Annotated in this window: 12 protein-coding genes; 2 read left to right on the top strand and 10 right to left on the bottom strand. The window is 68.0% G+C overall.

All coding sequences use genetic code 11. The features are described 5' to 3' along the window. Positions 1-116: 116 nt before the first annotated feature. From V5D55_RS11220 to V5D55_RS11195, 6 genes are all read right to left on the bottom strand, one after another. On the bottom strand, positions 117-1,124 hold the full coding sequence (locus tag V5D55_RS11220) for a hydroxyacid dehydrogenase (protein WP_435742981.1): 1,008 nt from the start codon (positions 1,122-1,124) through the stop codon (positions 117-119). Further along, positions 1,121-2,032, bottom strand: coding sequence for a carbohydrate ABC transporter permease (locus V5D55_RS11215; RefSeq protein ID WP_435742979.1), 912 nt, complete (start codon positions 2,030-2,032; stop codon positions 1,121-1,123). Before V5D55_RS11215 ends, V5D55_RS11220 begins: the two co-directional genes overlap by 4 nt. Next, positions 2,029-2,958 (bottom strand): carbohydrate ABC transporter permease, encoded by a 930-nt coding sequence (locus tag V5D55_RS11210; RefSeq protein WP_435742977.1) that lies wholly within the window; start codon positions 2,956-2,958, stop codon positions 2,029-2,031. Before V5D55_RS11210 ends, V5D55_RS11215 begins: the two co-directional genes overlap by 4 nt. Before the next feature lie 68 nt (positions 2,959-3,026). Next, positions 3,027-4,322, bottom strand: coding sequence for an ABC transporter substrate-binding protein (locus tag V5D55_RS11205; RefSeq protein ID WP_435742975.1), 1,296 nt, complete (start codon positions 4,320-4,322; stop codon positions 3,027-3,029). A 100-nt stretch (positions 4,323-4,422) separates the two neighbouring features. After that, complete coding sequence (locus V5D55_RS11200; RefSeq protein WP_435742973.1) at positions 4,423-5,517, bottom strand: substrate-binding domain-containing protein; 1,095 nt, start codon at positions 5,515-5,517, stop codon at positions 4,423-4,425. 7 nt (positions 5,518-5,524) lie between these two features. Further along, positions 5,525-6,568: a zinc-binding alcohol dehydrogenase family protein gene (locus V5D55_RS11195; protein ID WP_435742970.1), complete on the bottom strand. Its 1,044-nt coding sequence runs from the start codon at positions 6,566-6,568 to the stop codon at positions 5,525-5,527. A gap of 71 nt (positions 6,569-6,639) precedes the next feature. Here V5D55_RS11195 and V5D55_RS11190 point away from each other — a divergent pair, with 71 nt between their 5' ends. Together V5D55_RS11190 and V5D55_RS11185 are read left to right on the top strand one after the other, a co-directional pair. Then, the gene (locus V5D55_RS11190; protein ID WP_435742968.1) at positions 6,640-7,005 is read left to right on the top strand and encodes a winged helix-turn-helix transcriptional regulator; all 366 of its coding nucleotides are present in this window, start codon (positions 6,640-6,642) and stop codon (positions 7,003-7,005) included. Between the two features lie 45 nt (positions 7,006-7,050). Continuing rightward, a complete protein-coding gene (locus V5D55_RS11185) occupies positions 7,051-7,476 on the top strand; it encodes a GNAT family acetyltransferase (RefSeq protein ID WP_435742966.1) in 426 nt (141 codons plus the stop codon). Positions 7,477-7,683: 207 nt separating this feature from the next. Here the strand turns inward: V5D55_RS11185 and V5D55_RS11180 are convergent, their stop codons facing one another. From V5D55_RS11180 to V5D55_RS11165, 4 genes are read right to left on the bottom strand one after another with little or no spacing between them, the layout of a single operon-like run. After that, positions 7,684-7,914: a hypothetical protein gene (locus tag V5D55_RS11180; RefSeq protein ID WP_435742964.1), complete on the bottom strand. Its 231-nt coding sequence runs from the start codon at positions 7,912-7,914 to the stop codon at positions 7,684-7,686. A 9-nt stretch (positions 7,915-7,923) separates the two neighbouring features. Then, entirely contained in the window at positions 7,924-9,150 is a 1,227-nt protein-coding gene (locus tag V5D55_RS11175) for an acyl-CoA dehydrogenase family protein (protein WP_435742962.1), read from the bottom strand. Continuing rightward, complete coding sequence (locus tag V5D55_RS11170) at positions 9,150-10,376, bottom strand: acyl-CoA dehydrogenase family protein (RefSeq protein ID WP_435742960.1); 1,227 nt, start codon at positions 10,374-10,376, stop codon at positions 9,150-9,152. Before V5D55_RS11170 ends, V5D55_RS11175 begins: the two co-directional genes overlap by 1 nt. Next, a complete protein-coding gene (locus tag V5D55_RS11165) occupies positions 10,373-11,842 on the bottom strand; it encodes an LLM class flavin-dependent oxidoreductase (protein WP_435742958.1) in 1,470 nt (489 codons plus the stop codon). The genes V5D55_RS11170 and V5D55_RS11165 overlap by 4 nt, the downstream gene beginning before the upstream one ends. Between the last annotated feature and the right edge of the window lie 24 nt (positions 11,843-11,866).

The raw sequence follows: 11,866 nt of genomic DNA, 5'->3' as shown, positions 1-11,866 counted from the left end.
GGTGCGCCGGGAGAAGGTCGGTGTTTCGGACATGGTGATGCTCCTTGGGTCGTCGTCGAACTGGGGAGTGGATCAGGTCAGGTCAGGTGCGGCGGGTCGGATCAGGTCGGGTCGGTTCAGGCGGTGATGGCGAGGAGGTCGGGTTCGATCTCGTGCGCGAGCGGCTCGTCGCGGGCGATCCTGCGCAGCTCGTCGAGCATGGCGCCGGAGAGTCGGCCGAGCTCCGCCCCCAGGGAACCGGCGATGTGCGGGGTGAGCAGCACGCGGTCGGAGGTGTAGAGCGGGTGGTCGGGTTCGAGGACCCACGGCACGGTGACATCGAGGATCGCGAACAGCTCGCCGGCGACGACTCGGCGCGTCAGGGCGTCCTGGTCGATGATCTCGCCGCGAGCCGTGTTGAGAAGCGTCGCGTCCCGACGCATGAGGTCGATCCCCCGCGCATCCACCAGGTCGCGGGTGGACGGCAGCGAGGGAGCGTGCACCGAGACCACGTCGCTGGTGCGGAGCAGCTCGTCCAGCGAGACGGCGACGACCCCCAGCGCGGTCGCCTCGTCCGCCGTGAGATACGGGTCGTAGACCACGACCTCGAAGGCGTACGCCCGAAGCATCTCGATGACGATCCGCCCGATCTTCGATGCGCCGACGATGCCGATCCGCTGCCCGTAGTTCCCCATCCCGGGGAATGCCGCTTCGCTGTCGAAGTCGGCTTGCAGCTCCTGATACCGGCGTGCGATCGGCAGCACCCTCTTGCCGGCGAGCACGATCATCGCGACGGCATACTCCGCCACCGGCACCGCATTCGCTGCGGCAGCCGAACTCACGCGCACACCGCGCTCGATCACCTCGGGGGCGAGGTAGGGCTTGACGGTTCCTGCCGCATGCAGCACCGCCTCGAGACGCGGGGCGGCGTCGAGCAACGCCGCGTCGAGCCGCGGGGCGCCCCAGCCGGTGATCAGCACCTCGACGTCGGCGAGGAGCGCCCGCGCGGAAGCCGAATCGAACTCGGTCACGAAGCCGGCGACGTCACCCACGGCCTCGTATTGGCGCATCAACGGCTCGGGGAACACGCGCGCGCGGACCGATTCCGACATCGCGAAGGCGATCACCGGGCGACGGCCGCTCACTTGACGCTCCCCGCGGAGAGTCCGGCCCGCCAGAACCGCTGCAGCATCACGAACGCGATTATGAGCGGCAGCACCGAGACGAACGATCCGGCGATGACGAGAGTGGAGAACTCCGGGTTCTGCTGCACCTGGCTCTGCCACAGGGCGATGCCCACGCTGGACGGGAACAGGCTGCGGTCCTGCAGCATGATCAACGGCAGCATGAAGTTGTTCCAGATGGCGACGAACTGGAAGAGCGCGATCGTGACGAAGCCCGGGACGAGCATCGGCAGCCCCACTTGGAGGAAGCTGCGGATCGGTCCTGCGCCGTCGACGCGTGCGGCCTCCAGGGTCTCGGCCGGCAGATAGCCGGAGGAGAAGACCCGTGCGAGGTACACGCTGAACGGGTTGCACAGCGTCGGGATCAGCACCGCCCAGATCGTGTTGGTCAGCCCCATCGACGCCGCCAGCAGATACAGCGGGATCACCGTGGCGGTGTTCGGGATGAGCACACCCACGAGCACGAAAGCATAGAGCGCGCGCTTGCCCCGGAACTCGAACTTGTCGAACGCGTAGCCCGCCATGAGCGAGACGAAGCCGCCGACGATGGCACCGACACCGGCGTAGAGGATGCTGTTGCCCAGCCACCGCAGGAAGATGCCGTCATCCTGTGCGAGCAGCCGCTGCATGTTGGCGATGAGATCCGTGCCGAAAGCGAAGGCATTCCCGGAGTACAGCTCGCCTGCCGACTTGGTCGCCGCGAACACGAGCCAGAGCAGCGGTAGCACCATGTAGGCCGAGCCGAGGATGAGCAGCCCGTTGACGCCGATCTTCGACGGCAGGTGGCTGCGGCCGCCGCGGCGCCGAGGAGCACGCTGCTTCGCGGATGCCGGTGCGTGCGGCACCGGACGGTCGATCACGGAGGTCATCGCGTCGGCTCCTTCGAGGTGAATCGGGTGACGACGAACGACAGCAGGCCGGCGAGCAGGGCCAGGATGATCGAGGCTGCCGCGGCCTGCGGCAGGTTGTTGCGGTTGAACGCCGCGTCGTACGCCCACATGTTCGGCACCCAGGTGCTGGTGACCGCGGTCGTCGCGGAGGACAGGATCTTCGGCTCGGTGAACAGCTGGAGCGACCCGATGACGGTGAACAGCAGGGCCACGCCGATCGCGGGCCAGACGAGGGGCGTCTTGATCGAGAACGCGGTGCGGATCTCTCCTGCGCCGTCGACCTTCGCGGCTTCGAGCACCTCGCGCGGGACGGCCTGCAGCGCGGTGAAGAGGATGATCACGTTGTAGCCGGCCCACTCCCACACCGCGATGTTGACCATCGACGGAAGCACGAGCTGCACGGAGAGGAAGTCGATCCCGATGCCGCCGGACTCCAGCGCCTTGACGATCGGGCTCACGCCGGGCGTGTACAGATATGCCCAGATGAGGGCGGCGATCACGCCGGGGACGGCGTGCGGGAGGAACAGCAGCAGCTGGAAAGCCCGCTTGGCATAGGCGACCGCCGAGTCGAGCAGCAGTGCGAGGACCAGGGCGACGACGAGCAGCGACGGCACGTACAGGACGCAGTAGAGGGCGAGGCGACCGAACCCGTCGGTGAACGTGCGGTCGGCCAGCACCTCGAAGTAGTTCCCGAGGCCGACGAATTCGACCGTCGCACCGCCGAAGCCGAGGCCGCTGCGCTTCTCTGCGAACAGGCTCATCCCGATCGCGTAGATCACCGGAGCGATCATCGTGAGCGCGAAGAGGGCGAAGAAGGGGATCAGGAAGACGGAGGCGGTGCGCCCTCCCGTTCCCGGGATCGTCTTCCTCACCGTGCGCTGCTTCGCGGGTGACGGAGTAGTCATCGTCGATGTCCTTCGATCCGAACCGTCGGGCGGGTGTCGCTGCGCGTTCCCGCCCGACGATGCATCGGCTATTCCTTGATGTCGAGACCGAGCTTCTCGAGCCCGGTGACGGTGGTCTTCTGGGTCGCCGCCAGCGCGTCGCTCAGGGTGGGCGATGCGGTGACGGAGTCCTTGAGGGCGGTGGCCGTCAGGTCGTACTTCGGTCCCCACGCCCACGGGCCCAGGTTCTCCGAGGCTTCATCGAAGACCTCGTAGATGTCGTTCGCGAAGTAGTCGACGGGAGCGACGGATGCCGCGACGTCTGAGAGTCCCGGGTACGCGGGGTACGCGGTGCCGACAGCGCCTCGGGCCTCGATGGCATCGGGCGACGTCACCAGCCATTCCAGGAAGACGGCGGCTGCGGCGGCATTCTCGGAGTTCTCCGGAATCGCGAAGCTCGTCCCACCGCTCAGGGCACCGGCCGGCTTCCCGTCCCACGACGGCGGGGCCGCCGCGATCCACTTGCCGGTCTGACCGGATGCCTCGGTGCGGGTCTTGAGTGCGGAGGCGCTCCAGGATCCGCCCACCCAGCCGTTGACGACGCCGCTGTTGAGATCGGCGGTCCATTCGTCGCTGAAGCCGAGCTGCGCCTTGACCAGGTCTTCGTCGATGAGCCGCTGCCAGTAGTCGGCGACCTCTTCCGACTTCTTGTCGTCGACGGCGACCTTCCAGCTGTCGTCCTCGATACTGAACCATTCGGCGCCGGCCTGCCAGGACATGGGGGCGAGCTGCGGCTCGTTGGTGAAGAAGCTCGTGAGGTAGGCGTCCGGGTTCACGGCCTTGACCGCGCGCGCCGCCTCCTCGAACTCGTCCCAGGTCTTCGGAACCTCGACGCCGGCGGCTTCCAGCACGTCCTGCCGGTACCAGACGACCATGGGCGGGGCGTCGTACGGGAGGGCATAGGCCGCGTCGCCGAACGACACCAGGTTGCGCACCTGCTCGTCGTACTCGCCGAGGATGCCGTCGGAGACGAGATCGTCGACCGGCGCAAGCTGCTCCGCCGCGACGAAGCCCGGGAGTCGGTCGTACTCGATGCCGACGATGTCGGGGCCACTGCCGGATTCAATGGCGGCCGACAGCTTCGTGTAGCCGCCGTTCGCGCCGTTGGGGATCTCCTCGAAGTTGACCGTGATGTCGTCCTGGCTCGCGTTGAACGCGGCGGCGACGTCGGCCATACCGCTGAGGAACGACCAGAAGGTGACCTCGCCCTTCGGGGTCTCGGTCTTGACGGGTTCGGCTGCGGGACCGCTGGCAGCGCATCCCGCGACGAGGGCGGACGTGGCGACCAGAGCAGCCACGGAGAGGGAAGTTCGACGCAGGGACATCGCGGGTTCTCCTTTGAATCGTTGACCGTGCGAGTTCGATCTTTCGTCACCCGACGCGATTCTCCAACACCAGCGAGGCTTTTCTCACAAAACCTAACATTCAGAGGGCGCGGACCGACGATTCCCTGACGACGAGCGCGGGCAGCAGCGCCATCCGCACGGGCGCATGCGCAGACCCCGTCGGCTGCTTCAAACGGTCGACGCACAGCCGCAGCGCCGCATGGCCGAGTTCGTGCTTCGGCGGTGCGACCGCCGTCAACGGCACGGTTGCGAAGGCGGCGACCTCGTCGTCATATGCGACGACCGCGAAGTCCTCCGGCACGCGCAGCCCGCGCTCCAGCACCAGGTCGAGGAATGCCATGGCATCCGCATCGCCCAGCAGGATCGCGGCCGTCACCCCCTGATCAAGACAGTCGGTGAGGAGGTCCTCGAGCTGGGCGATGTTGGCGTTGTCGCCGATCTGCGGATGCGACAGGTCACGTCGCAACGCGAGAGCGGATGCCGGTTCCATCGCGGCCATCGCCCGGCGGAAGCCCGCATCCAGTCCCGCGACCGTCGCCGACGGCCGAGCGGCGAGCGCGATCGCCCGGTGCCCCTGCTGCGCGAGGTGACGCACCGCGACCTCGGCCCCGTGCGCATGGTCGGTGCGCACCCACTCGAGGCGTCCCGCGAGCTGATCCTCCACCGAGCGCTCCACCATGACGACCGGGATGCCCGCCTCCTCCAGCATCCGCTGCAGGGGCGAGCTCTCGGCGATCGCGTCGTGCGGCGTGATCATCAGCGCGTCGACACCGCTGGCGATGAGCCGCTCCGCCTGGCGGAACTCCTCCTGCGACGAGTAGTTGGTCGCGCCGACGACCAGGCGGCAGTTCGACTCGTACGCCGCCTGGCTCGCCCCGCGGATCACCTCGGGGAAGTAGTACTGCGTCGTCGGCACGATCATCCCGATCGTCGCCACAGGCCGCCGGCGAGACGGCTCACCGGCCCCGTCGTCTCGCGACTGCTGCTGCGCGACGGCCAGGGAGATCGCTCCCCCGTGCACCCGCACCAACAGGCTGCGCTGCTCGAGCGCCACCAGGTCCCGCCACAGCGTCATCGGCGTGACGCCGAGGCGGTTCGCGAGCACGGCGCTGGTCAGCGAGCCGCGCAGCTCGAGTTCGCGGAGGATGGCATCATGCCGGGCGGCAGCGGTCATATCGAGATCACGATAGTGGATGGGCCTCCTCGGGCCAGTCGGTGACGACGACCTTGCCGATCGTCTGCGACTCCTCGACGATCTCGTGCGCGTGCCGCAGCGTCGCCGCATCCAGCGGTGTCAGGTGAGTCGTCATCGTCGTGCGGATGACACCCTCGTCGACGAGCTCGGCCACCTGCTCGAGCAGCTCGTGCTGGTAGGAGTCGGCGGGGTCGGTCACCGGACGAGTAAACATGAGTTCCCAGTGCCACGTGACGCTCTTGCCCTTCAGTGCGTCGATGCTGCCACCGGTCTCGTCGATCGAGACGACCTCGCCGCGCGGACGGATGACGTCAGCGATCGCCCGCACGTTGCCCGGCGTGAACGAGGTGAAGACGTAGTCGACGCCACCGGGCGCGAGGGTCGCGACCTCGCCTGCGAAGTCGCGGCCGACGATGTGGTCGGCGCCCATCTGCCGCACCCACTCGATCGACTCCGGCCGCGAGGCGACCGCGATGACGGTGAGCTTCGTGAGCGCCTTCGCGAACTGGATGAGGAGAGAGCCCACGCCGCCCGCTGCGCCGATCACGAGGAGGGTTCCTTCGCTGCGGTCGTCGAGACGCAGCTTGTCGAACAGCGCTTCCCAGGCCGTGATGGCCGTCAGCGGCAGCGCGGCAGCCTCGGCCGTGGAAAGCGACGACGGCGCGTGACCGACGATGTTCTCGTTGACGAGGTGGTAGCGGCTGTTGGTGCCGGGGCGATCGATCTGACCGGCGTAGTACACCCGGTCACCGATGGCGAAGCGGCTCGCCTGGTCACCGAGCTCCACCACGACGCCGACGGCGTCGTAGCCGAGGATCCGGTGATCCCCCGAGGTCGGCGAACCGGCACGGACCTTCACGTCGACCGGGTTGATGGAGACGCCCTCGACCTCGACCAGGAGGTCTCTGCCCGTCGGCGTGGGAACGGGAAGCGAGATGTCTGAGAGAGACTCGGCGTCGGTGACGGGGCGTCGGCCGCGGGCGCCGATCGCGGACATGCGGTCTGGGAGGGAGGAGTTGTCGTGTGCCATGTCCGTCACGCTATCCGAACACCCCTAGTTACCCGCAAGCGCCCCAAGTATCCAAGAGATACCATGGACGGATGCTGACCGACACCGCCTGCCGCATCGACGCACCCCACGACGTCTACGACGCGCAATGCCCCTGCCGCGGCGTGCTCGATCTGCTCGCCGACAAGTGGAGCGCGCTCGCCATCGGAGCCCTCAGCGAAGGCCCGCAACGGTTCGGCGAGCTCAAGGCGCGTCTGATGGGGATCAGCCCGAAGGTTCTCACTGCAACGCTCCGGCGCCTCGAAGCGCGGGCCTTGCTGGTGCGTACGGTCTACGCCGAGGTGCCCGTGCGCGTGGAGTACGCGCTCACTGACCTCGGTGTCGATGCCGAGAAGCCACTGCGTGCGCTGCGCGGCTGGGTCGAAGCGAACATCGAGCGGTTCCCGCCAGCGGACTGATCGCGCCGCACCCGCGAGAGCCTGGCTTCGAAGTAGATTTGCCGGGTGACTCTGGAGATCCGCCCGCTGACCGACGCCGACGTAGATTCTGTCGTCTCACTTTGGCAGGAGTGCGGACTCACGCGCCCTTGGAACGATCCGCTGGCCGACATCCGCCGCGCACGCGCGGTCTGGCCCGACCTGCTGCTCATCGCGAAAGACCGGGATGCGCTCGTGGGCTCCGTCATGGCGGGATACGACGGGCACCGCGGCTGGCTGTACTACCTGGCCGCCGCTCCTTCCCGACGTGGCGAGGGCATCGGCCGGAGGCTCGTCGAAGAGGCGGAGTCGCGGCTGCTCGCACTGGGCTGCCCGAAGGTGATGCTCATGGTGCGTGCCGGCAACGACGCCGTGCTCGAGTTCTACGACGGACTCGACTACACACGCGAGAGCACGCTGCTCACCGGGAAGCGCCTGATCCCGGACGCCTAGATCGGTCGGTGCCACATTCGGCCCATGGTCGTGGAGAAGACGCGCCTCGCATCGCCGGACACGGCGCCCCCTCGGGCAGGTGGGACTGGCTCCGATGCATGAACGCAACGATCGCATCGCGAGTGGCGAAGCGCCGGCCGAGACACCGCTCCCTCTCCCCGATCCCGTCGGGGAGAGGGAGATCGACGCCGAAGGCGAGCTACGGCTTCAGCCGACGTCGTCCTGAGCAACCCGACGATCACGCCTGCGCGAAAGCAGGTCGCGTGAGGCGCTGAACAGCAGGACGATGCCGAGCAGCACCAGCGTTCCGGCAGTGACGAACTGCCACCATTCCTGGGCGGACAGCGCGAAGGACACGCTGAAGATCAGCGCGCCGACGCCGCCGAGCATCTTCGCCCACGCGAGGCTGACGGATATGGGCTCTTCGGTCGTCGACATGAAACGAGCCTAGCCTTCGGCCGCGGCCCTCTCCGGCACAGGTCGCACCGCCTCGCCGACGGACCAGACGAACTCGGGCGTCCGACCGTTCACGGCGTGGTCACCGAGTTGCCGCGCCTTGAAGATCCACGGGTTGTGCGACGACACCGTGCGCGCATTGCGCCAGTGGCGATCGAGTGCCGTCCCGGATCGCACGGCAGATGCCCCGAGCGTGTCGAACAACCGCGAGGCGGCACGCGGGACGAGGTCGGTGAGCACGATCTGCGCCCGCGCGGAACCCAGCTCTGCGGCGACGACCGCTTCCTCGGTCTCCGACGTGCCCAGCACGTCGGCGGCGTGCTGCACGGCGCGGGCGACGTCGAGCACCAGCGCCTTGGCCGTCGCGCTCGTCGCGGACAGCTCTCCGACGATCTGCAGCACCTGCGGGTCATCGGCCACCTGCTCGGCGCTGCCGTGACTGTACGTGCGGGTGCGCGCCCGCACCTGGGAGACCGTGTCGCGTTCGATCGCGGCGGCGATGCCCGCCAGCACCGAGAGCAGCGTGAGCTGATAGACCGCCGTCTGGAAGGGAAACCGCGATGTGAACGGTTCGATGTCAGCGTCGTCGACGGATGCATCCGTGAACACAGCCGTTCCGGTTCCCGTCAGCGGCTGCCCGAACCCGTCCCAGTCGTCGGAGATCTCCACTCCGTCCTGATGGCGGCGGATCAGGGCAGTCACGGTCCTACCCTCGAGGTCGACCGTCGCATCGATCCACTCCGCGAAGATGCTGCCCGTCGTGTAGAACTTGCGTCCGTCGACCCGCCAACTGCCGTCGGTGCGGCGGGATACCCGCGTGGCGTTGGTGCCCACCGCGGCCGCGCCGTTCTCCGACCACGCATTGCCGATCAGCTCACCCTCCGCGATGCGCTGCAACCAGCGAGAGCGTCGGTCGCTCTCCTCCGCGGCGAGGAGATGCTCGACATACGCGATGTGACCGCGGAAGATCTGCGGGAGGTTCGAGTCGGCCGCGGCGAGCTCGATCAGCACCTCTGCGAAAGCGGGCCAATCAAGCCCGAATCCGCCGTGCTCGGCCGGGAGTCGGAGCCGGCCGAAGCCCGCCTCGCGCAGCGCGGCGACCTCGACAAAGGGCAGTTCGCGGTTCCGCTCCCGCTCGACGGTGCTCGCCCCGATCTCGGCGAACACTGTCCGCAAGCTCTCCCGCACGGCGTCGAGGCGCTGCTTCTGCTCGCCCATCAGGTGTACAGGGAGATCGGCTGGAGCTCGCCGTTCAGCGTCCACGCGCCGACCTCGAGCTTCTTGTAGTCGATCGGATCGTGCAGGGAGTGGGTGCGAACGTTCCTCCAGAACAGGTCCAAGCCCACGTCCGCGCGTGCCGACGTCGATCCGGTAATCTCGAAGATCCTGTTCGCGACCTCGATCCCGACCTCGGTCGCGACGACCTTGACCTTGGCGACCTCGATGGCGACCTCTCCCCTGCGCTCCGCGGTGACGCCGCCGCCTTCGTTCACGACCTCGTCGAAGAGGCGCCCGGCGCGGTCGGTCAGCGCCTCGACCGCGGCGATGCGTGATGCGAACTCGCCGACCACGCGCTGAACGAACGGATCGTCGCGGTAGGTGTCCGACTGACTGAGGAACCAGGCGCGCGGTCGCGAGCGGACGATGTCGAGCCCTCGAGCGAGAGCCCCTTCCGCGATGCCGAGATACAGGTTGCCGAAGGCGAGCTGGATGCCGGGCGTGATGAGCGTCGAGAACGGCTCGTCGCCGAGCACACCGAGCACGTCTTCCACCGAGACGAGGACGTCTTCGAAGCGAACCGAACCGCTCGCCGACAGCCGCTGTCCCAGCGCATCCCAGTCGCCGAGGTACCGGATGCCGTCACGGTCGTGGTCGAGCACGACGAACAGCACCTGCCCGTCGCGCTCGCCGCCACGGACGAGCGCGGCTGCCAGGACCACATCCCCGGCGGAAGCGCCGGTCGAGAAGCGCTTGAGGCCGTTGAGGCGGTAGCCGTCGCCGTCGGCTGTCAGCTCGAGGTCGGGGTCGGTGGGGTTCACGGAGTCGCCCCACACCCAGCGACCCGCGATGGTCTTCCGGTGCCACTGCTCCTGCGCTTTCGGATCGGCAGCGAAGCCGATGTTGCCCGAGTTGATGTAGTGGTAGGCGAGCACCTGGGCGACAGATGCGTCGGCACGGGACAGGATACGGATGACAAGGAACGCCGTCTCCCAATGCGCGCCGCCGCCGCCGAACTCGGCCGGTTCGAGCAGCGTCACCAGGCCCGCGTCACGCAGCAGGTCCAGTTCCACCCTCGGGTCCTGATTCGCGCGGTCGCGCAGCAGTGCGTCACTCGCGAGCTCGGCTGCGACGCGCTCCGCGATGCCGCGCCAGTGTGCGCGTTCCGCGGCATCCGCCGCGCCCGTCCAACGGCTGCGGTTCGTGGTCTCTACGATGACGCTCATCGGGCGCCCTCCTTCTCGGTGAGTTGCTCGGGGGTGGCGGTCTCGGCATCCACCAGCGGGCCGCCGAGTGTCCCGTCGAGGGCGCTGGGTCCATCGGCGTACGCGCCGCGATACGCGTGCGCCGGGTGCCACTCCGGCACCACGGCTGAGCCGTCACCGGTGAGCCGTCCGCGCAGCGTGCCTTCGGGGTAGTCGTCCCAGGTGCGCCCGCGGCGGCGGAGTTCGGGGACGAGAAGGTCGACGATGTCCTCGAACGATCCGGGTGTCACGACGTAGGCGATGTTGAAGCCGTCGACCCCGCCGACGTCGATCCATCGCTCGAGCTCGTCCGCCACGGTCTGCGCGCTCCCCACGATCACCGGACCGATGCCGCCGATACCGACGTATTGCGCGATGTCGCGCGGTGTCCACTTTCGCTCCGGATCGGCCTTGGTGAAAAGCGACAACGCTGATCGTCCGGCATCCGTGTCGACATACTCCAGCGGCACATCGGGGTCGTACTGCGACAGGTCGAGTCCCGTCCACCCGGCATAGAGCGCCAGCGCGCCCTCGACGGAGACGTAGCGACGGTAGTCCTCGAGCTTGGCCTGCGCTGCCTCGTCTGTCGCCGCGACCACGATCGTGATCAGCGTGAGGATCTTGACCGAATCACGCGGGCGTCCGAGAGCCTCGGCGCGATCTCGGATGTCGTCGGTGACAGGACGCGTCACTTCCGGGCGCAGCCCGTTGATGAAGATCGCCTCGCCGTGCTTCGCAGCGAACTGTCGCCCTCGCGGTGAGGCACCGGCCTGAAATATCACCGGAGTGCGCTGCAGGCTGGGCTCGGCGAGATGGATGCCGGGAACCCGGTAGTGCCGCCCCTCATGGCCGATCGGGTGCACGCGCGCGGCATCGGTGAAGACGCCGGACTCCCGGTCGCGGAGCACCGCGGCATCCTCCCACGAGCCCTCCCACAGCTTGTACGTCACGTCGAGGAACTCCTCGGCGATCTCATACCGGTCGTCGTGGGCGATCTGCGTGTCGAGTCCGAGGTTGCGCGCAGCGGAGTCGAGGTAGCTGGTCACGACGTTCCACCCGACCCTCCCCCGGGTGAAGTGGTCGAGAGTCGAGAACCTGCGGGCGAGCGAATAGGGCTGCTCGTAGGTCGTAGCGACGGTCACACCGAATCCGAGATGCTCGGTCGCATGGGCCATGGCCGAGATTTGCACGACGGGGTCGCCGAGGGGGACCTGCGCCGCATCGCCGAGGGCCGTGGCCGCCGAATCACGGTAGACGTCGTAGGTGCCGAGCACGTCGGCGATGAAGATGGCGTCGAACCTGCCGCGTTCGAGCGTCTTCGCGAGATCGACCCAGTAGTCGAGGTCGTGGTACCGATCGGCCTGATTCTCGGGGTGCCGCCAGAGCCCAGGGGCCTGGTGGGTCACGCACGTCATGTCGAAGGCGTTCAGGATGATGCGGCGTGACACGGTGCTCCTCAAGTGGTCGGGGAC

Origin of the sequence: Microbacterium sp. PMB16 (assembly GCF_051294855.1) — a bacterium.
In the GTDB taxonomy this organism is placed as follows: domain Bacteria; phylum Actinomycetota; class Actinomycetes; order Actinomycetales; family Microbacteriaceae; genus Microbacterium.
The sequence above is the reverse complement of the archived record's forward strand: the minus strand, read 5'-3'. Positions and strand labels throughout refer to the sequence as shown.